24 protein-coding genes are annotated in these 24668 nt (G+C 41.5%); 5 read left to right on the top strand and 19 right to left on the bottom strand.

Features of this window, described 5'->3' with window-relative positions:
- Positions 1–94: 94 nt before the first annotated feature.
- Positions 95–1795: a phospho-sugar mutase gene (locus DLJ48_RS04685; protein ID WP_128686350.1), complete on the bottom strand. Its 1701-nt coding sequence runs from the start codon at positions 1793–1795 to the stop codon at positions 95–97.
- A gap of 37 nt (positions 1796–1832) precedes the next feature.
- Here DLJ48_RS04685 and DLJ48_RS04680 point away from each other — a divergent pair, with 37 nt between their 5' ends.
- Positions 1833–2663: a Cof-type HAD-IIB family hydrolase gene (locus DLJ48_RS04680; protein WP_128686349.1), complete on the top strand. Its 831-nt coding sequence runs from the start codon at positions 1833–1835 to the stop codon at positions 2661–2663.
- 97 nt (positions 2664–2760) lie between these two features.
- Here DLJ48_RS04680 and DLJ48_RS04675 read toward each other — a convergent pair whose 3' ends face one another.
- From DLJ48_RS04675 to DLJ48_RS04630, 10 genes are all read right to left on the bottom strand, one after another.
- A complete protein-coding gene (locus DLJ48_RS04675; RefSeq protein WP_128686348.1) occupies positions 2761–3528 on the bottom strand; it encodes a YibE/F family protein in 768 nt (255 codons plus the stop codon).
- Complete coding sequence (locus DLJ48_RS04670; protein WP_128686347.1) at positions 3525–4619, bottom strand: YibE/F family protein; 1095 nt, start codon at positions 4617–4619, stop codon at positions 3525–3527. The genes DLJ48_RS04675 and DLJ48_RS04670 overlap by 4 nt, the downstream gene beginning before the upstream one ends.
- A gap of 41 nt (positions 4620–4660) precedes the next feature.
- Positions 4661–5695: a PTS sugar transporter subunit IIC gene (locus DLJ48_RS04665; protein WP_128686346.1), complete on the bottom strand. Its 1035-nt coding sequence runs from the start codon at positions 5693–5695 to the stop codon at positions 4661–4663.
- A gap of 57 nt (positions 5696–5752) precedes the next feature.
- A complete protein-coding gene (locus tag DLJ48_RS04660) occupies positions 5753–6937 on the bottom strand; it encodes an aminotransferase class I/II-fold pyridoxal phosphate-dependent enzyme (RefSeq protein ID WP_128686345.1) in 1185 nt (394 codons plus the stop codon).
- Between the two features lie 258 nt (positions 6938–7195).
- Positions 7196–7990 (bottom strand): tyrosine-protein phosphatase, encoded by a 795-nt coding sequence (locus DLJ48_RS04655; RefSeq protein WP_128686344.1) that lies wholly within the window; start codon positions 7988–7990, stop codon positions 7196–7198.
- Positions 7991–8052: 62 nt separating this feature from the next.
- The gene (gene lpdA / locus DLJ48_RS04650; RefSeq protein WP_128686343.1) at positions 8053–9462 is read right to left on the bottom strand and encodes a dihydrolipoyl dehydrogenase; all 1410 of its coding nucleotides are present in this window, start codon (positions 9460–9462) and stop codon (positions 8053–8055) included.
- Between the two features lie 2 nt (positions 9463–9464).
- A complete protein-coding gene (locus DLJ48_RS04645) occupies positions 9465–10766 on the bottom strand; it encodes a dihydrolipoamide acetyltransferase family protein (RefSeq protein WP_128686342.1) in 1302 nt (433 codons plus the stop codon).
- Positions 10759–11739 (bottom strand): alpha-ketoacid dehydrogenase subunit beta, encoded by a 981-nt coding sequence (locus DLJ48_RS04640; protein ID WP_128686341.1) that lies wholly within the window; start codon positions 11737–11739, stop codon positions 10759–10761. The genes DLJ48_RS04645 and DLJ48_RS04640 overlap by 8 nt, the downstream gene beginning before the upstream one ends.
- Before the next feature lies 1 nt (position 11740).
- Positions 11741–12877, bottom strand: a complete 1137-nt coding sequence (locus DLJ48_RS04635) for a thiamine pyrophosphate-dependent enzyme (protein WP_128686340.1) — start codon at positions 12875–12877, stop codon at positions 11741–11743.
- Positions 12856–13890 (bottom strand): lipoate--protein ligase, encoded by a 1035-nt coding sequence (locus DLJ48_RS04630; protein ID WP_128686339.1) that lies wholly within the window; start codon positions 13888–13890, stop codon positions 12856–12858. Before DLJ48_RS04630 ends, DLJ48_RS04635 begins: the two co-directional genes overlap by 22 nt.
- 245 nt (positions 13891–14135) lie before the next feature.
- Here DLJ48_RS04630 and DLJ48_RS04625 point away from each other — a divergent pair, with 245 nt between their 5' ends.
- The 3 genes from DLJ48_RS04625 (at position 14136) to aldA (ending at position 17749) form a co-directional block, all read left to right on the top strand.
- On the top strand, positions 14136–14939 hold the full coding sequence (locus DLJ48_RS04625) for an alpha/beta fold hydrolase (RefSeq protein ID WP_128686338.1): 804 nt from the start codon (positions 14136–14138) through the stop codon (positions 14937–14939).
- Positions 14940–15123: 184 nt separating this feature from the next.
- A complete protein-coding gene (locus DLJ48_RS04620) occupies positions 15124–16245 on the top strand; it encodes an NAD(P)-dependent alcohol dehydrogenase (protein WP_128686337.1) in 1122 nt (373 codons plus the stop codon).
- A 46-nt stretch (positions 16246–16291) separates the two neighbouring features.
- Positions 16292–17749: an aldehyde dehydrogenase gene (aldA, locus tag DLJ48_RS04615; protein WP_128686336.1), complete on the top strand. Its 1458-nt coding sequence runs from the start codon at positions 16292–16294 to the stop codon at positions 17747–17749.
- Between the two features lie 115 nt (positions 17750–17864).
- On the opposite strand, the gene DLJ48_RS04610 is transcribed toward aldA, so the two are convergent.
- The 8 genes from DLJ48_RS04610 to DLJ48_RS04575 all read right to left on the bottom strand — a co-directional run bounded on the left by DLJ48_RS04610 (position 17865) and on the right by DLJ48_RS04575 (position 24286).
- Complete coding sequence (locus tag DLJ48_RS04610) at positions 17865–18434, bottom strand: hypothetical protein (RefSeq protein ID WP_128686335.1); 570 nt, start codon at positions 18432–18434, stop codon at positions 17865–17867.
- A 29-nt stretch (positions 18435–18463) separates the two neighbouring features.
- Entirely contained in the window at positions 18464–19282 is an 819-nt protein-coding gene (locus DLJ48_RS04605; RefSeq protein WP_128686334.1) for a phosphoribosyltransferase, read from the bottom strand.
- A 133-nt stretch (positions 19283–19415) separates the two neighbouring features.
- Positions 19416–20909, bottom strand: coding sequence for a glutamate--tRNA ligase (gene gltX, locus DLJ48_RS04600; RefSeq protein ID WP_128686333.1), 1494 nt, complete (start codon positions 20907–20909; stop codon positions 19416–19418).
- A gap of 28 nt (positions 20910–20937) precedes the next feature.
- A complete protein-coding gene (gene rdgB / locus DLJ48_RS04595; RefSeq protein WP_128686332.1) occupies positions 20938–21513 on the bottom strand; it encodes an RdgB/HAM1 family non-canonical purine NTP pyrophosphatase in 576 nt (191 codons plus the stop codon).
- A gap of 151 nt (positions 21514–21664) precedes the next feature.
- Positions 21665–23074: a DNA repair protein RadA gene (radA, locus tag DLJ48_RS04590; protein WP_128686331.1), complete on the bottom strand. Its 1410-nt coding sequence runs from the start codon at positions 23072–23074 to the stop codon at positions 21665–21667.
- A 27-nt stretch (positions 23075–23101) separates the two neighbouring features.
- Positions 23102–23572 carry an NUDIX hydrolase gene (locus DLJ48_RS04585; protein WP_128686330.1) on the bottom strand — a complete coding sequence of 157 codons (471 nt, stop codon included), beginning with the start codon at positions 23570–23572 and terminating at the stop codon, positions 23102–23104.
- The gene (locus tag DLJ48_RS04580) at positions 23572–24027 is read right to left on the bottom strand and encodes a dCTP deaminase/dUTPase family protein (protein WP_128686329.1); all 456 of its coding nucleotides are present in this window, start codon (positions 24025–24027) and stop codon (positions 23572–23574) included. The genes DLJ48_RS04585 and DLJ48_RS04580 overlap by 1 nt, the downstream gene beginning before the upstream one ends.
- Positions 24028–24094: 67 nt before the next feature.
- Positions 24095–24286 (bottom strand): hypothetical protein, encoded by a 192-nt coding sequence (locus DLJ48_RS04575; protein ID WP_128686328.1) that lies wholly within the window; start codon positions 24284–24286, stop codon positions 24095–24097.
- Between the two features lie 74 nt (positions 24287–24360).
- Here DLJ48_RS04575 and DLJ48_RS04570 point away from each other — a divergent pair, with 74 nt between their 5' ends.
- Entirely contained in the window at positions 24361–24654 is a 294-nt protein-coding gene (locus DLJ48_RS04570; protein WP_128686327.1) for a GNAT family N-acetyltransferase, read from the top strand.
- Positions 24655–24668: the final 14 nt, after the last annotated feature.

Raw genomic sequence — 24668 nt, 5'->3', positions numbered from 1 at the left:
ACACTTGTATTCGATTCTCTTGTTAGCTTATATGACAGCGGTCTAGACAAAATAAAAACCACTTTTCTGAACAGTGGTTTTTCATAGTTAAAAATTATTTTTTTAGTAATTGACTTAATTGGTCTTCCAGATAAGTCAGCTGCTGATTAGCTGCCTGCATGTCCTGACCTTTAGCAGCAATATAAATTTTCAGTTTTGGTTCAGTTCCTGATGGCCGCAAAGCTACCCAAGAACCATCCTCCAACCAATATTTGATCACATTGGCTGCAGGCAAAGAAATATTTTTCGTTGCACCAGTCGTCAGATCTTTGGAGATCCGCAAATCGTTATCTTCGACAATTTTTATTTTGATGTTGCCAATTTCCTTAGGTCCTCGATTCCGGAATTTGGTCATCACGGCAGTCATTTCCTCTTGACCTTTTTCACCTGGGAATTCTGTCGCTTTGGATTGCTCAGCAAAAGCACCGAACTTAGCATAGATTTCGTCTAGACCATCCCCGATCGTCATGTCGCGGTCTTTATAGTAAGCGGCTAATTCAGACATAAGTGTGATAGCTTGAATCGCATCTTTATCATGAACAAAGGGCTTGATCAAAAAACCATACGACTCTTCAAAACCAAATTCAAAAGTATGATTCTGTTTCTCATCAAACTCAACAATTTTATCAGCAATATATTTAAAACCAGTTAAAACCGTAAATTGCTTAATTTTAAATGACTTGGCAATCAGTTCCGGCAGATTTGAAGAAACATTTGACGTAACGATGGCACCATTTGCTGGTAAAGTACCAGCTTTTTCTTGAGCTGTCAAAATGTAATTAACCATTAATGCAGCGATCTGGTTACCCGTTAGATAATGATAGCTGCCGTCGGATCCTTTGTAGCCGACACCCATGCGATCAGAATCAGGATCAACTGCTAATTCTATCTCAGCACCGTAGTTTTCGGATAGTTTAAAAACCTCATGGAATTCGGGATTTGGATATTTAACAGTTGGAAAAGTGCCATCAGGCGCAAATTGTTCTTTAACAACTAAAACTTTGTTAAAACCGGCTTGTTTCAAAGCCTTAACACCTAGATCACCGCCAGCACCGTGCAAAGGTGTAAAGCTGATCGTTAACTGATCTCCCCATTTTTTGATTAAATCAGGATTGATCGTGATCGTCTTGATCTGCTCAAGATAGGCCTTATCAATATCAGCACCTATTTTTTTGATACCGCTGGCAACTTGTTTGATATGAAAAATGTCTGTGATCGCATTTCTTTCTTCCACGATCTCATCGGCTGGCTTCGGTGGCAATTGACCGCCGTCTTCACCGTATAATTTATAGCCGTTGTATTCTTTTGCATTGTGGCTGGCCGTAATCATGATGCCGGCGTAAGCATGCAAGTACCTTAAGGCAAAACTCAATTCCGGCGTTGGATGCGGACCATTAAACAAATAAACCGTAATATCGTGTGTGCGCAATACTTCTGCAGAAACTTTTTTAAATAATTCCGAATTGATTCTGGAATCGCCAGAAATCGCAACACCGCGCTTTTTAGCATCAGCGCCTTGCTTTTCCATATGACGTGCCAAGGCCTCAGTCGTTTGGGCGACCGTAAAAATATTCATACGATTTGTCCCAACGCCTAACAAACCGCGCATACCAGCCGTGCCGAAATTAAGATCCTGATAGAAAGCATCTTCTAACTTATCCTGGCTTGCATTGGCAAATTCTAAGCGCAAGCCTTCAGGAAGATCCGCCACTTCCCATTCTTTAATTTTGTCTTGAATCGTTTTTTCTTTAATCATAGTCCCATTGTAAAATTTTCTCGGTTAAAATAGTTGTATGAACATAAAATTAGTAGCAATTGATGTTGACGCAACCTTATTGAACAGCAGCAACGAATTAACTAAATACACGATCGACGTGTTAAAAGAAGCAATCGCTCAAGGGATAAAAATCGTCATCACTTCTGGACGACCTTTGCTGGGTACGGAAGCTTATTATAAAAAGCTTGGCATTGATCGTCGTGATGATCAATATGCGATCAATTATAACGGTGCCACGATCCGGACGACATCAGGCAAAATGATTGCCGAGACACCACTATCGATCCAAGACTACAAAGATCTCTATGAATTATCTACGAAAATCGGTATTAAAGTTCACGCGGAAACTGCTGATTACATTTATACGCCCTACTTATCAGTGCCGAAATACACCAAATTTGAAGCCAAACTAACCAACACAAAAACCCGTCACGTCCGCATGCAGGATCTAAAAAAATCTGATGTTATCGCCAAAGTGATGTTCGTCGATGAACCAGAAATTATTGAAAAAGCCAAAAAAGAATTGCCAAGCTGGGTCTATGAACGTTTTAACGTTGTACCAAGCTCACCTATTTATTTAGAATTTATTGATAAACACGTTTCCAAGGGTAATGCCGTTAAAACTTTGGCTAACAAACTCAGCATTGATATTTCACAAGTAATGGCTATTGGCGATCAAGGCAATGACCTATCTATGGTCGAAGCAGCCGGCATGGGTGTTGCAATGGGCAACGGTATTGATGCTGTCAAGTCAGTGGCACAATTTGTTACAGGAACTAATGACGATAATGGTGCTGCTTTTGCAGTTAAAAAATTTGTCTTAAATCAAGAAAAGATCGAAAATTAATTCGGTCTTTTTTTACGGGCGGAATTTTTCTTATTTTTGACACTTGATAATATTTTTCGACCAAAACAGCCTATGTAGCCACCACGTGTCGCTGGAATCAATTGTCTTTAATCTTATGTTCTGTGGCATGACTTCTGGAAACGATCAAGGTCGTGACCGGGATCGTTAATAAGACACCGATCATGGCGATCACAAGGTCCAAAATTGCTGCAACAACTAGTTTGCCATTGATCAATTGTGCAAAAGAATAATGCAGACGGATATAAAAAATGGCCAAGGATAAATTTTCTCCAAGAACACCAAAAAAGAGCGTATTTAAAGCCGTTCCGATAATTTGTGAACCTATAATAATGCCTTGCTTATATAAACTAGCAGTCGATATTTCCGGCGTACTTTTGATCAGCTCGTTCAAATCTGCAGAAATAGCCATACTTGCTTCGGCAATCGCACCCAGACTGGCGATCACAGTTACAATAAAAGCAATATTGCTGAAATTCAAACCGACTGCCAGCAAAAGACCCTCTAATTCTTCTGAGGATTCAGTTGAAAAACCCTGTACATTCGCAATGCCATTAATCGGAATGATCAGCAGTGTGATGATCGCCAGCACAATTAAGCTGGAAGCAAAAGCATGATTAGTCACTTTTGGATTATCAGCCGAAAGGTAGATCGAGACAGCCAGAATAACAAAACTAATCAAAATTGTCACTAAGTAAACATTGAATTCCCAGTTGATCAAAATGATCAAGAGAAAAATGGCAGCTAGATTAATAGCTAAGCCAAAAAAAGCTCTCATACCCTGTTTACCAGCCACAGCAAGGAGTAGAACAAATAAAATTAGCAGCAGCCAAAGAAAAGTACTCATTCGATCACCTGCTTTTTCCTTGTCAAGATCGTGGCAGCCAGCCAAGAAGTGATCGGCACGGTCAAGACAATGGCGATCGCGGAAATGATCGTTGACAATAATCCTAAGAGCATCGTCATTTCAATCGTGTAAGACCAAGTATTGCCGTTTCTCAAATACAGAAAAACCATCGGCAGTGTGTCGGCAATAAAAACCATAAACAAGACATTTGTTAAAGAGCCAACAATATCTCGGCCAACGGTCATGCCGGACATAAAGTAATCTTTAAAAGTGCGTTCGGCGCGTTCTCTTTGCATGCCCAGCAGCATGGCTGAAATATCAGAAGCCTCATCCATTGAGGCACCAAGCACACCGATCAACAATTCCGAGTAAAAAAGCGGGATCGGAAATTGTGTGATAAAGTCCATATATTCAAAATGGATGCCGTTTGCACCATTCAAATTAATCGCGATCGCACCAATGCCAACGCCTGCTGCCGTTGATAAAACCGTGGCTGCAAAGACGATCACAAACTGGCGGCTTTTTCCCAAAACCATAAAAAGCGTAATAAAGGTAAAAATAATCGTCAAAGCCGCAAAGACAATGATCGGTGAAACTGTTTCAAAATTAATATCAAATAGAATAGCCAGAATAAAAAATAGAAAATTCAAAACAAGGCTAATGATAATTTGCAAGCTGAGACGGTTAGCAAAATAAACCACTAGACCCAACATCAGCGCAAGTGTAAAAACCAGAATCGTATCACGTTTTTGGCCAATGATCGACCACCATTTTTTATGGCTCAGCAGAATTTCTTGGCCGACACGATATTTTTGGCTCAAAACTTGCGAATCAACATATTGATTACTGATCGTCATGTTTTGTCCCTGGCGCTTCGTATTCAAAAATTTTAAGGACAATTTTTGCGTGACCGTCTTGTCTTGATTGCCAAAATAATCTTTCGTCTTTTGACTGGATACTTGTTTAATACTTGTAATTTCAGCAATCGGCGTCTTATAAAAAACAGCATCAAAATGCGTTAACAGTGTTAGACCGATAACTACTGCAGCGATTATGAGACCCTTATAATTTTTCCAAGAATGTGAAATCATTTAACTGCATTTTAACGCAAATAAAAAAACGCATTGCGTTTTTAGTCAGCTTCTGGCAGCTTTAGATCCATTGGCTCAATGAAATGAAGTTTTTTAACAAACAATAAATGTACCGAATAAGCTAACACTAGTGGGATCATCACAAATTCCAGCAGCAGCAAAAATAGATTTGTTGTGCCTGTCGCAAAGGCACCTAAAGGACCGATCAGACCGGAAAAACCAAAGCCTGCTGACATCGCTGTGCCGCCCACTTTCAACAAAGCGCCTTCTAAACCAGCTAGCGCCGAAACGATCACAATTGGAATGAACAATTTTGGTTTGCTCAGCATATTGGCCATCTGCACTTTCGGTGTCCCAATGAAATGGCTTAAAGTACCGCCAAGGCTGTTGACTGATGAACCCATTATCGCTAAAGCAAAACTGGCCGTCGTAATACCTAGATTGGCGGCACCTGACCCAATACCAGTTAATCCGATCGCCATGGCAATAGCAACCGAGGAAATCGGCGACAAAATCAGGACTGCAAAGACAATACCCATCAGAGGTCCCATAATCAAAGGTCGTAAACCAGTTAAATCATTGATGGCGCTGCCAAGAGACGTCGTGATCGAATGAACATATGGCAATAACAGTTTTCCTAAACCGCCAGCAATCGCTAAAAGCAGAATAGGAGATAAAATGACCTTCAATTGTCCCAAACGACCAGCTAGTAATTGAATTAATAGTACAGCGATCACAAGCGTTACGCCGATATTAATGATATCGCCAGGGCCATTCAAAACAAAAACACCTTTTGGACTAACAGTGGCAGCACCTGAACCCATAAAAGCTGCTAAGGCCATTGACCCTGTATCGATCATGGAAAATTTAAAGGCTTGACCAACAGCCATCGCGGCGATAACAGCTAATAAGCTTTGTGCCAATGTCGTCATTTGTCCAATCGCCAAGGCGGTTGGATCATTAGCAAAAATTTTCATTAATGAGCCTAGGATCGCACCAGGAACCAGTGCGATAATGACACCAATACTTAAGCCATTTAATATTTTTAAAATAAAATTCGTTTTCTCTTTTTTCATAAACATCCCTTTTCTACTCTGGAGATCAGTCTCGTGAAATGAGCCGATTTTTCATAACTATTTGGCTTGTTTTTCAGCCTGTAAAAATCCAGCAAGACGTGAAACAGCGATTTGCAATTTTTCCAACGATGTCGCATAAGAAAAACGCAGATAACCAGACTGTCCAAAAGCAACGCCTGGTGTGACACCCACTTTGGCTTCTTTAGCAATTTGACGAGCTAATTTAAAACCATCTTGCTGTAAATAAGCAGGTATTTTAACAAAGAAATAGAATGCACCATCGGGATAAGCAAAGGACAGCCCCAATTTAGTAAAGGATTCGATCAAATAATCACGACGTTTTTTATAGGCGATCCGCATGCTTTCGGCATCATTTTCACCAGCACCAAAGGCCTCGGCGGCAGCTGCCATCGTCACACCAGGCAAAGTTGTCGTAATCAGCTGATGGACCACGGCAATTTGAGAAATAAGCGCATGCGGGCCTGCAATGATTCCCACTCGATAGCCAGTCATTGCATGCGATTTGGAAACGCCATTAAATAAGATCGTTTGTTCAGGCAAGGCTTTAGCAAAAGAAGCGTGTGGTCGATCATAAGTCAATTCAGAATAAATTTCATCAGAAATGACAAAGACATTATGCTGTTTGAGAACTTGAGCCAATGATTGGATCTGTTCTTCTGTATATGAAACACCAGTCGGATTACCCGGTGTTGTCAAAACAATTGCTTTAGCCTGAGGATGATCAATCAAGGTCTGTGTTAATTTTGCCACTGTCAAAATAAAGCCATCGGCAGCTGTTGGAACATGAATAACTTTTGCACCAAACGCTTTAGCAGCTAAAGCATAAACAGGAAAAGTCGGTTCCGGAATAATTATTTCATCACCAGGATTTAAAATGGCTTTGATACTGACATTAATGGCCTCAGTCACACCTAGCGTTGCCAAAATCTCACTTTTTGGATCATAGTCTAATTGGTAATGGTGCTTCAAAAATGTCGCTGCATTCTGCAGCAAGTCAGCTGTACCATTGGACGGTGCATAATGTGAATCGTTAGCAGCAATATCAGCGATGGCAGCTTGTTTGATATGCTCCGGTGTATTAAAATCCGGTTCACCGACCGTCAGCAAAACAATATCATCGATCGATTTAAATTCTTGATTTAAAGCAAGAATTTCGCTTGGCCCAGCGGCCTGCACGAACGTATTTGTCATCCGATCTAAATTTTTTCTAATTTCTGGCATGATTCTCTCCCTCATTTTCCGAACAAAAAAACACTCTTGGATTCATCCCAAGAGTGCTCGCGTAAAAACGTTTTTAAGAGGTCTCGGGATAAAACCCGCGACCAAAACTGGCTGCGCGGGTTAGCGCGTAAACCAGTAATAATAGCTGTGCATTTGTGACTGTTTTTCTGTCATCTAAATTAACAATAAGGGTAACTGAAAGTAATCGGCTTGTCAATCATTTATTTGTATCTCATTCAAATAGCCGTTTTTTATCAATTAGTTTATCTTTTCGTGAAACAGATATTTCGCCCGTAAAGCTTCAATATCTTCATTTTTCAGTTGTAAATAATCATGCAAATAGGTGATCGGATCACCAGACAAGCGTTTAACTGTATCGATCGAACGCTGCAAATAGTCAATATTAACAGTCCATAAAGAATGAATATTGTCTATTTCTGCTGAACTCGCACCCTCTTGTTTCATATGGTTGATTTTACCGTCGACAATTTCCGTTGAAAGACGATCCGTAATCAAATAATCATGCTTGATCTGTGCCTCGCTGATCTCCAAAAGATCCATTAATAGCATCGAGGCAACACCGGTACGATCCTTCCCCGCCGTGCAATGAAACACAATTGTCTGCTTTTCCTTTAACAGCAGCTTAAAAAACTCATGATAAGCTCGATTAGAATACTCATCTGAAATCAAATGCTCGTAATTATTGATCATACTCAAATAACCGGAATCCTTTTGCTGGTATTCCCGACTCAGCTGGGAATAATCAGCAGTTGATTCCGTGCGATCAAAATCCATGGCCGGAATATTCAGGTCAATAGCATGATTCGGCACATGATCAGGATCGTTTTTCACTTCAACCGGTGTTCGAAAATCAATGATCGTATCCACTTGTCGTTGAGTTAAATAGCCTAAGTCCTCGCTCGAAAGGCTGGCCATATTTGCAGTACGAAAGGCTTTTCCCCATTTGATCTTGCGTCCATCGGCAGCAGTATAACCGCCGATATCTCTGAAATTGTAGCCGCCGGCAACTGGTAAAACACGTCTTTTATCCATAAATTAATCTTAACGAATTTGCTTAAAAAAAAACCAGACACTCAGCCTGGCTTTCTGAAAAATTAAATATGAATCGCTAAACCGTCAGCTAATTCGGCAGTATCCATGATTGCTTCGCCCAAAGTCGGATGCGGATGGATCGTCAAACTGATGTCTTCGGTCGTTAAACCATTTTCAATGGCTAAAGATAATTCTGAAATGAGATCCGAAGCACCAGGGCCAACAATTTGTGCACCGATCAGCGCCTTTGTTTTGTTGTCTGAGATCAGTCGAATAAAACCGACAGCCTCGTTGATTGAAAGCGCACGACCATTGGCGGCAAAGGGAAACTTATAGGCTTTTGCATCCAAATGTTTGTCTTTGATACTGTCGGGTGTTTCTCCAGTTGTTGCCAATTCATAATTAGTGTAGGCAACAGCTGGCAATGAATAATGCAGATCATGAGCTTTGGCATCGCCAGAAATAGCAGCAGCAGCAATTTTTCCTTGGAAACTAGCTTTATGAGCCAATGCTGGTCCTGGTGTAATATCGCCAATCGCATAAATGTGCGGAACATTGCTGCGCATTGTGTCATCAACTTCGATTAAACCGTGATCGTTCAGCTTAACATTAGTATTATTTAAGCCGATATCGTCCGTATTTGGTCGACGTCCAACTGAAACCAACAGATAATCACCAGTCACAGTCTGCTCTTTACCATCGCTTTCAAACGTCACCGCGACATCTTCATCTGTCTGAAGGACCGATTTAGCCTTGGCACTTGTAAAAATTTCGCCGCCTTTGGCTTTAAAATCATTTAAGACGGGTTTGATCATTTCTGCATCAAAGCCGGTCAAAACATGGTCCAAACCTTCAATAACCGTGACCTTGCTGCCGAGATTAAGATAGGCACTGCCCAATTCAAATCCGATAACACCGCCACCGATCACAACAAGATGTTTGGGAATCTCCGGCAATGACAAGGCGCCAGTCGAATCAACGATCCGCCCAGAAAACTCAAAAGCAGGAATTTGTACTGGCCGCGAACCAGTTGCTATAATACAATTTTTAAATTGAAACAGCTGATGATTGTCGCCTTCAACTACGTTAATTTGTTCATTATCATTAAAGGATGCCACACCATGTACGATGTCGACTTTGTGTTTTTTTAGCAGCATTTCAACACCGCCGGTCAGCTGATCAACGACTTTTTTTTGCTTCCAAGTCTGAGCAGCTGCCCAATCAAGCCTTACATTTGAAGCCTTCAAACCAAAAGGCTGATCAGTGATCGCATCTTGATAATGATGGCCGACATTAATTAAAGCCTTGGATGGAATACAGCCAATGTTTAAACAAACGCCGCCAATAAAAGTACTTTCGATAATGGTCACTTTTTGACCCAGTTCAGCCGCACGAATTGCTGCTACATAACCGCCAGGGCCAGAACCGATGACCACTGTATCAATCTCCGTTGCTTGTGCGCCAACAACCATTATTACACCTCCATCAGCATATAAGCCGGATCGGCCAACAAGCTCTTCAAATAGTTGACTGAAGTTTGACCAAGCATGCCATCTATCAAACGATGATCGTAACTCAAACTTAATTTCATCATTTGGCCAACCACGATCGTGCCGTCATCAGAAATAATCGGTTCTTTAACGATCGAACCCAATCCTAAAATGGCAACCTCTTTAGCATTAATAATCGGCGTAAACCACGTACCGCGTGCTGAACCAATGTTCGTAATCGTAATCGTTGCACCCTGCATTTGTGTGCCCTTAATCGAACCATCACGCACAGAAGCAGCCAAATCAGCAATTTCACTAGCGATCGTCATGATTGATTTTTGATCAGCATGAACTACGACAGGCACATAAAGGCCGGTCGGTGCACTAACAGCAATGCCAATATTGATATCGTCATGGTAAACAATTTCCTGTTTGTCCATATCGATCGATGCATTGAGTTCTGGGAACTTTTTAACAGTCGCAGCCAACGCTTTGGCAACATAAGCTAAATAAGTCAGATGAATATTCTGATCTGCCGCAAGTACCTTGAACTGTTTTCTATGAGCTACCAGTTTGGATACTTCTATCTGATCAAAGTTTGTGACTGTCGGAATCGTCGCATTCTGCGTGGCCATAGCTTTCGCGATCGCTCGACGGACAGGTGTCATTGGCACACGTCCTTCTTTGAGCGGTTCAGGAACAGGATTAGTCTTAGCAGCTGGTTTAGCTGTTTCGATCGCTGTCGCAGCCGCTTCTTGGACAGGAGCAGCCGTAGTTGCTGCTGTAAAGTTTTTGACATCATCCATGGTGATGTGGCCATGACGACCAGTAGCTGGCACAGCTGCTAGGTCAATGCCTTTTTCAAAGGCAAAATGACGCACAGATGGCATGGCTAAAACATTGCCATTCGATGCCGTTGCCGCGCCGGCAGCAGTGACTTTTTCAGCAGCTGCGGGCTGGGAATCGACAGTTGCCGGTTTAGTGGCCGCGGTCGGTTCGGAGACAGCTGCTTTTTTTGTATCGGCAGATTCAGCGGCTGCACCGCTACCGTCACCATCAAATTCAATCAACGGTGCGCCAACTTCAACAGTCGTGCCTGCATCAACAAAAAGCTTTGTAACTTTTCCTGAATAGGGCGACAAAATTTCTTGCAGCAGTTTGTCATTCTGCACTTCGGCGACAGAATCATCTGTCTTCACTTGATCGCCTACTTTGACCAGCCAATTAGAAATTTCGCCTTCAGCCATCCCCTCGCCGATATCAGGCATTTTAAAGATTTCAGTCATAATTCACGACCTCCTTAACTTTTTCGACCACGTCATCGGCATTAACCATCCAATCATTTTCGGCTTGAGCAAATGGATAAACAGAATCAGGTGCTGCAACACGACCGATCGGTGCTTTCAAACTTAAAATAAAGCGTTCAGAAATCTCCGCCATGACAGATGCACCAATACCAGCCATTCGTTGTGCTTCTTGAGCCACGACAACACGACCGGTTTTTTTAATCGACTCGCCGATTGTTTCAATATCCAAAGGCGAGACAGTTCTAAGATCAACGACTTCGGCATCAATGCCTTGTTTGGCCAAGGTTTCTGCAGCATTTAAAACGACTGGCGTTAAACCGCCATAAGTAATAATCGAAACATCTTTACCGCTACGGGCAACGGCAGCTTTATCCAATGGTGTTGTGTAATAGCCCTCAGGCACTTCCCCTTTCAAGGAACGATACAAATGAATATTTTCCAAAAAGACCACCGGATCATTGGACTCGACAGAACTCAGCAGCAATCCTTTGGCATCAGCTGGATTTGAGGGCATTACAACGCGCAGACCAGGTGCTTGAGCAACTAATCCTTCAAGGTTGTCAGCATGCATTTCCGGTGTTTTTGTACCGCCGCCATAAGGCGCGCGAACGACAATCGGCATCTGCCGGGTCCCGTTGAAACGAAAACGATTTCTTGCCATTTGGCCAGCCAAGGAATCCATCGCTTCATAAACAAATCCAAAGAATTGAATTTCCATAATCGGTCGATATCCTTGCGTTGTCAAACCAATTGCAAGACCACCAATTCCGGATTCAGCTAATGGCGTATTGAAAACGCGATCCTCGCCATATTTTGCTTGCAGACCATCCGTGGCTCGAAAAACACCACCATTTTTGCCAACATCCTCACCGAAGATCAGAACATTTTCATCATGTTCCAAGGCGAGATCCTGTGCCTCTTTAACGGCATCAATATAACTTTTAACAGCCATTTTACTTGCCCTCGCTTTCAAATTTTGCGATCTGTTCTTTCATCACATAACTCGGATTTTCCAAAGTATGTTTCAAATAATCGCTGATTTTTTGCTTATCGACAGCATCTGCTTTTTTGATATCGGCGTCAATTCTGCTATCAAGCTCAGCAAGATAGGCTTTTTCTTTTGTATCATCCCATAAGCCCTTAGCCGTCAAGTACTTGCGCATCCGAATTAAAGGATCCTTTTTCCACCAAGCATCAATGTCAGCTTGGCTACGATAGCGCAGCGGATCATCACCGGCAGTTGAATGTGCTTCAAAACGATTAGTTAATGTTTCGATCAAGACAGGTCCTTTGCCGCTAACAGCCCAAGCACGCGCTTTTTTAGCTGCCAAGTAAACAGCAATTGCGTCCTGACCATCAACAACCAGACTTGGGACACCAACAGCCCAACCTTTAGCAGCTAAATGCTGAGCAGCTGTCTGAGTTGGCCTTGGTGTTGAGATCGCAAACCCATTATTCTGAACAAAGAAAACTTCATTTGCGTGATAGTCGGCTGCAAAATTCATGCCCTCGTAAAAATCACCTTGCGAACTGCCGCCGTCACCTGTATATGCATATGAAACAGCATCTTTATTCCGTTTTCTCAAGCCTAAAGCGACGCCAGCTGCCTCAACGTATTGAGCGCCGATAATGATCTGCGGAAACCAAGAATTCACGCGTTTGCCATCATCAGTACTATATTCATTGCCTAATGCATGGCCACGACTCCATAAAATGGCCTTCCAAATCGGCCAGCCTTTAGCAACAATTTCCGGAATATCACGGTAGCCCGGGAAGAGCCAGTCCTCATCTTTAAAAGCGTATGCGGAAGCCATCTGTGATGCTTCTTGACCAGCTGTCGGTGCAAAGAAACCAAAACGTCCCTGCTTGGCCAACTTGGTCGAACGAATATCTAGCTGACGATTCAAAAGCATATTGTGAAAGATATTAATAAGATCCTCGTCAGTCAAAGATGCTTGTTTCAAAGCTGTCTGATCAAGAATTTGGCCATCATTATCCAAAATCTGCAATGTTGGAAAGGCATCGTCTTGTGCCTTTAATTGATAATCAAAATCCAAAATTTGTTCATTTACTTTTGAGATGTCTGCCATTTTGTGCCTCCTATATTTTCTTCTGATTCGGTGCTGAACATATCAGCCAAGTCGCGATTATCGATCGATCCAAAGTACTGACCACCAGCATTTTTTTGCAAAACATCATAGATCGTATTAGCATTGAAAGGCTGACCGATCAATTGGTCCTTCATTTCCCGCCAGTCACGGACACCTAAGAAATCACCTGTGAAATCAATATTCTGAATAAGTCCCTGCGCCACATCGGCATGCACATCGATCGCACCGCCTGCAAACTTGCGGTGATTGTTAAAATCAAACTTAGGGCTATGACCATAATTCCAGTTCCAAGTAGCAAAACGGTCATTTCGGAGTTTTAAAATCGCCTTTTTCTGCTCATCTGTCAAAACATATTCCTGATCCTTGCCTTCATCAGAAAGATAATATTGCAGTGCAGCCAGGAATCTTTCCAAAGTGAGACCACTTGGTGCATAATCTTTAATGTTGCCCACTCGTGAACGGACTGACGTTGCTGCCTTGGAAATAAATTTTTCATCAGCCACATTCAAAGACCGCACCATCGTGTCCACATTTGAGTTCCAAAGCAGTGTGCCGTGATGCATTAAGTAACCACCGGCATAACGCTGCGCATTACCCGAAACTTTTTTGCCGTCAACTGTTAAATCATTACGGCCGGTAATCTCAGCATCGATCCCCACTTCTCGCAGAGTATCGTACATAGGCTGGACAAATTTACGAAAATCAACTTCGCTGCTCGTCGGAACCGGTACAAAAAAAGTGAAGCAGATATTGCCTAGATCATGATATACAGCACCGCCTCCCGATACGCGTCGAACGACCTGAATATCATGCTGGTCAATATAATCCTGATTCACTTCCGCAAATGTATTCTGATTTCGTCCAACAATAACAGCATTTTTATTTTGCCAGAGCGAAAAGACCGGCTCTTTGGCTTTCAAATGATAAAGAAGCCACGTGTCCATCGCAATATTTGTGTATGCATCATTGCCAAAATATTTGATAAATTGCATTTCTTATCTCGAATTTGTGAAAAACGGCCACACTTCTTGTAAGCGCTTCCATTTCACACATCTATTCTAACACTGTCAAAAAAGTCTGCATACATACTAGAAAAACAATTAACTTTAGTGACTAATTTTTTTAAAGGTAATCGTCAAACTTTTTTTAATATGATTATTTTATATTTTTTTCACAAACTTTTATTTAATCGACCAAGGCGAGACTCATGACTGATCAGATATTTTATACTGATCTTATGGCATTTTTTAAAACGAACGATCAAGTCGCAATTAATTACCAGCTGCAAGGAAATCCGACTGGACAAACGATTATTTTTGTTGAGGGTTATTCTGGCAACGAAGCAACTTGGTGCGCACAAATAAGCGATTTCATCCAAGCTGGCTTTCGCGTATTAACTTATGATCGGCGCAACCATGGCCATAGTCAGACTGTTCCCTTTGGCATGCAAATTGCGCGTCATGGCATGGATTTAGCTGAATTGATCGCAAAGTTAAATTTGAAAAAACCGATTTTAATTGGACACTCGATGGGAGCTGGTACGATTTTTGCCTATCTATCGTTGTTTGGCTGCAATAATATTCAAGCACTCGTAACTGAAGATCAATCACCTAAAGCGATCAGTGACGATAATTGGCCTTTCGGTCTATTCAATGCCAACTGGCAGAATTTTTCCAAAAAAGCTCGCTTGATCGCAACGACGAAATTAACACGCCTGACGATCAATGATGACATAAAGCGCGCGTTAGGCCTTGCTTATAGTAGTTATCAACCTTTTGATTTTCAATTTAATTACCCGCTTTTAATTGATTCTTTAGTTCAGGACTGGCGGCCGGAAATTAAAAATGAGACAGTTCGGCATCTGTTTTTAGCTGGTTCGGCATCACCGCTATGGTCATGTGAACACGCCAAAAGCGCTGCATCGCTTAATCCTTTGGCCGAAGATTACGTTTTTCAAGGAGCAGGACATATTCCACATCTAGAATCACCAAAAGAATTTAATCAATTAGTGATCAATTTTATACATAATAATAACAATTAAAATTCGGTTTGCAGGCCGAATTTTTTTTACAACTCTAAATTTAAGTCTAGTGTTTTTGTCTTATTAGTAAAGTTTGAAAACTTTACTAACTTGTGATTTTTATACCAAAATTATTGTAAATTTATTCACATTGAGATAGGGTGAAGGCGGTTTCAAGGAAAAGGTAATAAGGAGATTTAAAGTTATGAAAATTAAAGCTGCTGTTGTTCCAAAAGTTGGTGGAAGATTTGAGATCAAAGATGATATTGAATTAGCTGACATGGATGACGATGAACTCCAGGTAAAAGTCATCGCGAGTGGCATTTGTCATTCTGATGAAGCATTAAGAAAAGGCGATGCTGGGTGGACCTTCCCGTCCATTCTCGGACATGAAGGCTCCGGTATTGTTGAAAAAGTCGGCCCTAAGGTTTCTCAATTCAAAGTTGGCGACCATGTCGTCATGTCATTTTATTCAGATGGCACTTGCGTAAATTGTCTAAAGGGTATTCCAACACAATGCCTAGACTACGCTAAGTACAATTTGAGCGGTACAAAGCCAGATGGCAGTGATCATTTTAAAGAAGCGGGTCACCATGTGAGTGATATGTTCGACCAATCATCATTTACGACTCATACGACAGTCCACGAACGTAACGCTGTTAAGGTTGATAAAGATTTGGATCTGCGTCGGCTCGGCCCCTTAGGCTGTGGTTATGTGACCGGCTCAGGAACTGTCTTGAATACTTTAAAGCCAGAACCTGGATCTACACTTGCCGTCTTCGGTACGGGCGCTGTCGGTTTAGCTGCCATGATGGCTGGCGTGATCGCCGGCTGCACACAAGTAATTGCCGTTGACATCGTAGCTGCCCGTTTGGACTTAGCTAAAGAAATTGGTGCAACAGACGTCGTTAATAGTAAAAATGAAAATGCCGTTGATGCCATTAAAAAAATAACAAATGGCCGCGGTGTTGACTATGCCGTTGATACGACAGGCGTTGAATCAGTCATGACTGATTCTATTAAGGCTTTGGGCGCTGGTGGTACGACTGCCTTAATTGCCGTAACACCACAATTAATCAAAATCAGCTCTTGGAATGATCTTTGTGTGATGGACAAAAAAGTAATCGGCGTCAACATGGGTGATGCTATTCCGCAAGTAGATATCCCAAGACTGATCCGTTACTACAAGCTTGGCAAGTTCCCATTCGATAAAACAGAAAAGTTTTATCCCTTTGAAAAAATTAACGAGGCTGATGCTGATTCCGTGAGTGGTAAAACGATCAAACCAGTTTTGATTATCGATAATAGCTACCAACCCGGTGACTAAAAAGTTTTTCACTGAAAAAAGTTTATTAAAAAGGAAGTAAATGATTATGGCTTTAAAACAATATCAAATGTATATTAACGGTGAATGGGTCGATGCCGATGATGGCAAAAAATCAACCGTTTACAATCCAGCTACGGAAGAAGCAATTTCGCAAGTACCATCTGCCTCATCTAGACAAGTAAAAGAAGCGATCGATGACGCTTATACGGCTCAAAAGTCTTGGAAACGCGTTCCAGCAGCCACTCGTGGCGCTTATTTAGTTAAAATTGCTGCTCTGATCCGCCAAAATTCCGATCGTCTGGCACATATTCTCAGTGAAGAAGAAGGCAAAATAGTTCCTTTAGCAACAGTCGAAGTTAATTTCTCTGCTGATTACATTGACTATATGGCCGCTCAAGGTCGGACTTATGAAGGTGAAGTGATTCAATCTGATAACGCTAATGAAAATATTGCTTTGCTAAAACAGCCTATCGGCGTCGCAGCCGGTATTCTGCCTTGGAACTTTCCCTTTTTCTTGATCGCTAGAAAATTCGCACCGGCCTTGGTCACGGGTAACACGATCGTCATCAAACCAAGTTCCGACACACCAAATATTGCTTTGGAATTTGCTAAATTAGCCGACCAAGTTGCTTTGCCAAAAGGCGTTTTGAACTTCGTAACAGGTCCAGGTTCTGTAGTTGGTAGTGAACTGTCACAGAATGAAAAGATCGGTATTATTTCATTAACCGGGTCTGTAGATTCTGGCAAGCGAGTTATGGCTGATGCTTCCGGACACATTGCAAAAGTTAGTCTGGAATTAGGTGGTAAAGCACCAGCAATTGTTTGCAAAGATGCCGATATTGATTTAGCAGTTCAAGCGATTATTGATTCAAGAATCGATAATAATGGTGAATTATGCAATAACTGTGAACGCGTATACGTACAAGAAGATGTTGCCGACGAATTCACAAAGAAATTAGTTGCCAAGATGGCAGCCACAAGTATTGGCGATCCCATTAAACACGAAGATATCGGTATGGGGCCGCTCATTAATCAAGCTGCAGTCGAAAAAGTTGACGGAATGGTACAACGCGCGGTTCAAGCTGGTGCTAAAGTCGCCTGCGGTGGCAAACGTCCCGAAGGTAAAGGCTGGTTCTATCCAGCTACGGTCGTGACAAATGTTAAACAATCTGACGAACTTGTCCAAGAAGAAATTTTTGGCCCAGTACTGCCTGTATTGACCTTTAAGACGCTGAATCAAGCTATCGATATGGCCAATGACAGTAAATTAGGTCTGACTAGTTCGATCTTTACTGAAAATATGGATGCAGCCGCCAGTGCTGCAAATGAGCTGGAAGACGGCGAAACCTATATCAACAGATATAACTTTGAAGCCATGCAGGGCTTCCATGCTGGTTGGAAAGAATCAGGACTTGGCGGTGCTGATGGCAAACACGGTCTAGAGGAGTACGTCAATACACATGTTATCTACCTGCAGCGTCATCCTGAAAAAGCTGATCAGTAAACCACATTATCTTGTTGATGAAAAATAGTTTTTAACGATACTATCCAGAATATTTCATTGTGAAATAATTTAAAAAACAGCCCAAACGGGCTGTTTTTCTTGTGACTAAAAATTATTATTTTAAAATATTCTGCAAAATGTTGACAGCGCTATTCAAATCACCATTAGCAAACTGAACATAATTAATAATCGTGTAGACATAGATCAAATTAACCAAAGCAAAGAAGAAACCAGCAATGCCTAATCTTCGTGGCGATTCAAAAAAACTAACCAAGGCAAAAACGAAAGCCAGCAGCAAAAGCAAAACACCGAAGAAAAACATCACGATCAACAATGATCCAAGATTTTCAATACTCGCTTTGTCCTGATATTTCAAAAGGACCTTGGGATTCAAGACAACCAACAACGGCGATAATGTGAATACAAAACTGATGATAGACAAAAGAACCGAATTGATACCATTTTTCGTGTTGACTTGACGGCTATTTTTTTTTAATAAACGTCGTTCTTTTCTACTAAGATGCTCATCAGGATCCGCATCTATGGAAACGGCTGAGGTGTCAGCGAATTGATCGTCGTTTTCCAAACTAAATTCACCGTTATTCAATGCTTTTCTGAATTCCAATGGTTTAGGATCGCGTCCATTAATTCTTTTAAAGTCTGCTAGCCATTCAGTCTTGCTCATGACCTTAGCGCCTCCTATCGGATCAAAAATTAATTATCATAGTCCAATTCATCTGTAACGTTAGCATTATCCAGAAAATTCCCAGCAACATTATAAACAGCAACTGTATCAGCCAAATCACGCGTAATAAACATATCGTTTTCATAGACCAGGCTGATGTTTTCATCAACGGCAATCTGTTTCAATTGTCTAGAAGAAACGACCTCCATTTGCAGCTGCTCAAATTCTACGCCATTATCATGCAAAAAAGTCTCTAGCTTTTCACGATGTTTTTCACGCAGACCTGAGTAAATTAATTTGACCGGATAGCTTGGCAAAGTAATCGGGATCCATTTACCAGTTAAAGCGTTCGTCGCAATAATGCCTTCAAAACGCATAGCTGCATCAGCTAGAGCAGCTTTCTTATGTGAAATATTCCATTCGTATAATTTCGGTTCCTCTAATGTTTCCAAATGCAGATCAACGCGCGTACCGCCTTTAGCCGTGGCATAGATTGATAAGGTTGTCACTTTTTTTGCAGTAGCATCATCAAGTTTCGTGATAGCCTGTTCAAACACACTGCCCTCATCTGTTGAATCGTCGACTAAGAGAATGTTGTTATAGGATTTTGGAAATTTGGCTGATTCTTCTTGCAAACGATAACCAATTTTTTCACTAGCTAAATTTGCGTTCAATTCATTGAAACTAACAACCGGTTTATTCAAAAACAAACCGATCAAAGTGGCGGGAATCATGCCCCGTCTAGGCAGGCCGACAATCAAATCAAAATCATAAGATTGTAAACGAGCCAAGTTTTCCTTAATTAAATTGTTCAAATCGTCAATAGTACGATAAAAATATTTTGGCATAATTCCTCCTTCCGATACATTATAAGGTTAGCTTATACCAATTAAGGAAATAAAAGAATTAAGCATTGACTATTTGTCAACAAATCATTAGTTCTTTTACAAAGCTAAAAATCGTTTTAAACGATCGAGGTTTCTAAACTAATGTCTTTTGAATATTCTGAAGAGTCCAACCCTTACCCATGACAGCTAAAATTTCTGGCAAGTTAGGTCCTTGAACTTCATGCGTCGTTATTAAGCGAATCGGATTCCAAAGTGCCCGTCCTTTAATGGCTAATTCAGCCTGTAAGCTGCGGATAATCTCCATGATTTTATCAGCAGAAAAATCGTCTGTTGTTAACGCTTCGATCTTATTTGCAAAAGCAGCAGCTACTTTTTTGCCATCATCAGTATCTAGCCAAGATCGTTGATCTGCATCAGTTATCTCATGCAGCTTAAAAAAAGGATAAGTCGCTAATGCTGAAATTTCACTCGTAGCTTTAATACCATCTACTCCGGCAATTTCAATAATTTTAGCTAAATAATCAGCTTGCTGGTCAGCTTGTGTTTGCGTGACCAATCCTGCTTTCACCAATTCAGAGATCAGTTGCGGCATGACCTTATTTTTTTCCGAGCGCATCCACTGATTGTTGACCCACGCTAATTTTTTTGCATCAAACTTAGCATTAGCCTTGGTAAAACGTGTTTCATCAAACATGTCTTTGAATTGTTCACGAGTAAAAATTTCATTTTCACCAACTGGTGACCAGCCTAATAGTCCAATAAAATTAAACATCGCTTCTGGCAAATAACCCAACTCACGATACTGCTCAATAAATTGCAGCGTATCCTCATCGCGTTTTGATAATTTTTTGCCTGTCTCGGCTTTAATGATCAGAGCCATATGTCCAAATTTCGGTGCCTGCCAGCCTAAAGCCTCATACACCATCAATTGCTTAGGCGTATTGCTGACATGGTCATCCCCACGCAGCACATGTGTAATGTCCATTAAATGATCATCGATCACCACGGCAAAATTATAGGTCGGCATGCCGTCGGCTTTTTGAATGACCCAATCGCCGCCAATTTCTTTGGAATTGATTTTGACTTTGCCTTTGACAATATCTTGCCAATCATAATCATGGTCCTCAGGTACACGAAAACGAACAACTGCTTTTAAACCGGCAGCTTCATCTGTAGCCTGAGCTGCTTGGATCTGCTGGGTGTCCATACCTGCATACTCGTAAACATAGTGTGGTGCTTGATGAGCTGCTGTTTGTGCTTCGCGTTCTGCTTTTAAAGTATCTTCCGTCTTATAAGATTTATAAGCCTGGCCAGAAGCTAAGAGCTGATCAATATATTTTTTATAGATTCCCTGAGCTGCGCGTTCAGTCTGACGATAAGGTGCATACTTCGGATCCGCCTTATCAGGACCTTCATCCCAGTCAACGCCTAGCCAGCTCAAATTATCAAGCTGGCTCTTTTCACCACCAACAACATTTCGAGCTAAATCAGTATCCTCGATTCGAATAATGAATTGGCCATGATAATGGCGCGCAAAAAGCCAGTTGAAAATCGCAGTCCGAGCATTACCAATATGTAAATGCCCCGTCGGACTAGGGGCGTATCTAACACGAATTTTTTCAGTCATAACATTAGTATAGTTTAAGCGGTCAAGCCTAAATTTGAGAAATTAATTTTTTTAGTGCTCGAGCACGATGTGAAACGGAATTCTTCTCTTTTTCACTAGCTTGACCAAAAGTCTTCCCTAATTCAGTTGAGAAAAAGATCGGATCATAACCAAAGCCATCCTGCCCTTCTTTATGATCTAAAATTCGACCGCGAACTTCACCTGTTGCAACAATTTCTTTTTGCAGACCAAGCAACACAATTGCAGCTGTAAAATGAGCCGTCCGTTTTTCACTGGCAACGCCATCTAATTCCGTTAAAACCTTTTTAATATTCGCCTCATCATCATGGTCGCCAGCATATCGTGCCGAAAAAATTCCTGGACGGCCATCTAAGGCATCAATTGAAAGACCAGCATCCTCAGCCATAACGAAAGAGTCCGGATATAATTGAGAAATTTTTTCAGCCTTAATTTCAGCATTGGACACAAAACTCGATCCATTCTCAACGATGTCCGGGAGATTATCCAAATGATTTAAATCAATAATTTCAAAGCGTTTTCCAAGTAAATCAGAAATTTCTTTGGTTTTGCCTGCGTTTTTTGTCGCAAATATAATTTTCTGCATGTCTTTATTTTAGAAGAAATCGGCCAGAACTTTGCAAAATTTCATGACTATTTTGAAATAACTGAATAAATTCACTAACAATAACAATTCATTGATCTCAAATTGTTCGTATTTATCAATCTCAAGCAGACCGCGAGCAGTCTATCAATGATTAGTGATCGAAATGACTTGAGTCAGAAAAATGATCAAGACCTAAGCCTAGTTTTAAAGCTTCCTCTAAAGTCGCCACACCAACAACCTCTAGATGCTGCGGCAATTCAATGCTGGACAGATTATTTTTCGATATGATAGCGCGTTTGAAACCCAATTTGGCAATTTCTTTCAAACGATCTTCGATCAACGAAATTGAACGTACTTCACCGCCTAAACCAACTTCACCTAAAAATACATCTGAAGCGTTAGTTGCTTTTTCATGGTAAGAACTCGCAACAGCTAAAGCAATGGCCAAGTCAGCAGCCGGTTCATCGATCTTCACGCCACCCGTGATGCGGACATGTGCATCTTGATTTTGTAAAAGCAGGTTAGCGTGTTTTTCAAGCACGGCTAATATTTGTGCTACCCGATTACGATCAACACCAGTTGTCACACGCTGTGCATTACCAAAAACAGTTGGTGCGACCAGTGCCTGCACTTCAACTAAAATTGGCCGACTGCCTTCCATGCTGGCTGTAATTGCCGAACCCGTTGCACCGGCCAGACGCTCTTCAAGAAACATTTCAGATGGATTAGCGACTTCCCTGAGACCGTGATCACGCATTTCGAAAATGCCTAGTTCATTGGTCGAACCAAAACGATTTTTGACAGTTCGTAAAATTCGATATTTATAGTTAGCATCCCCTTCAAAATACAAAACCGTATCCACCATATGTTCGAGAATTTTCGGCCCGGCAATTGAACCATCTTTCGTAACATGGCCAACAATAAAGACTGTGATGGCATTTGTTTTTGCGATCTGCATCAAATCAGCTGTGACTTCGCGCACCTGGGCAACTGAACCGATCGGCGACTGCATATCCGGTTCCTGCATTGTCTGGACGGAATCGATCACTAAATAATCTGGTTCAATTTGCTGAATAATTGATTTGATTTGAGCCATATCTGTTTCTGGATAAACGATGAAATCATCTGCACCAACACCCAAACGATCGGCTCTTAATTTTATCTGGTTGCTTGATTCCTCACCGGAAACATAAAGTACGCTGCCCTGATTTTTCGTCAATTGACCGGAAACTTGCAGCATGAGTGTTGATTTGCCAATTCCCGGATCACCACCGATTAAAATCAAGCTGCCAGGGACGATGCCGCCGCCTAAAACACGGTTAAGTTCCGTCATACCGGTTTTGACCCGCGGCATTTCATTGCCGGAAATTTCCGAAATTCTTTTCGGTTTTGCGACCCGACCATCAAAACTAATGCGAGCCTTGCGATTAATCACTGCATCCGGCACGATCTTTTCTTCGATAAGTGTATTCCATTCACCACAATTTGGACAACGCCCGAGATAGCCAGCAGTTGTATAGCCGCAGTTAGAACAAACGAATTGTGTTTTTGCTTTTACCATTTTTTCCTTTATTAATTCCGAGTTGCTTCAATCCCGATTAACGAGATGAATGGGTGTTTGCGGCAGGTCTTGGATAATTGGCCGTAAAGCCTTGGGCAAAAAATCATCCAAATTATCAGGATCACGCCAGATAATCGCTTGTTCGCTCTGGTCTTTTGCGAAAACAGACTTCGGGTCCTTAATTTTGACCAGCCATGTAAAATTGATCTCGTTATTGTGTTTTTGATGATAAGTATATAAATTTTCTGTGATCGCCAACAACCGTACTGCTTGAATTTGCAGCCCTGCTTCTTCGGCAAATTCGCGAATGACAGCCTGATCACTGCTTTCACCAAATTTTAACTTGCCGCCGGGCAGTGTGACATAAGGCAGATCGCCGCTATTTTTGTCTGGGTTCAATGCGACTTGACCCGTTTGATTGACCAGCACACCGGTCACACGAACTTTAAAATCATGCAGGTCGCTGCGAAACACAATATCGTCTTTTTCGTCAGCCATTACTTGTCTCCAGTCGACCCGAATCCACCAGTTCGGACTCCTGCCGCCTGATCATCATCAGCGATCAAAAAAGGAATAAAAATTGCCTGAACAATGCGGTCACCTTTTTTTATCTGAACATCTTGGCCGGAAATTGATCGCATCTGCACAAAAATTTCGCCCTCGTTCTTTTCATTATTATAATAATCAGCATCGATCACACCAACTGAGTTTGGCAAAACCAGACCACGTTTATAAGGACCAGACGAACGGTTGATTAAATAGAGTACTTCATCGGCTTGCATGTAAGCTTTCAGTCCAGTTGAAACTAGTTTGATGCTGCCATCGGCCGGAATCGTGATGTCAGCGGCCGCTTTGATATCGTAACCAGCAGCATTGGCCGTTTCCCGCTGCGGCAAGTCTAAGCCAGCATCCTTAAATTTTTTTACAATTTCGAATCCGCGTTTTTTTGTCATACAGTCAATTATACGAATTAAGTCGATCAATCGAAAATTAGGTAAACAAAAACCGGATAACTCCGGTTCATTTGCTATTGGCGCTTTCGCCTTGCCGATCAAGCATATGTTCGTTTCCGGTCATGTGCCGCTCATAAGCCTGCTCCATTGTTTCGATATGCTGATTTAAGTAATCCATTTCTTTGGCTGTTCCGGAATGAATCTTACGCCATTCCTCAGCCGTGTAATGGTCTTGTTTTCTAAACTTTTCTTTGTCCATACTCTCTCCTTCTTCATCATAGGCCTGAATGTGGATTCTGTACAATCGATGGTATTTTTTTGTAAAATTAATTTATGATAAATTATCCGATCATACAGGAAGACGGCCGTTATTTTATCAGAGATGAGCACGAAAAAATCATTGCTGAATTATCGTATTCAACCTTTAAACAGGGACGAGTAATCAGCATCAACAGTAGTCGTGTTGATCCACTTTGGCGTGGTCAAGGTCTTGCTGGCAAGTTATTGAACAAGGCCGTTTCTGATGCCGTTGATAAGGGACAGCTGATCAAACCGGTCTGTCCGTTTGCGAAGGCGGTCTTTTTGAAAAATACTGACTATCAAAAATACGAGTACAAAAACGATTGAAATTATTCTATAAT

The sequence above is a fragment of the Oenococcus sicerae genome (assembly GCF_004102045.2).
Lineage (GTDB): Bacteria > Bacillota > Bacilli > Lactobacillales > Lactobacillaceae > Oenococcus > Oenococcus sicerae.
This window is presented reverse-complemented; position numbering and strand designations above follow the sequence as displayed.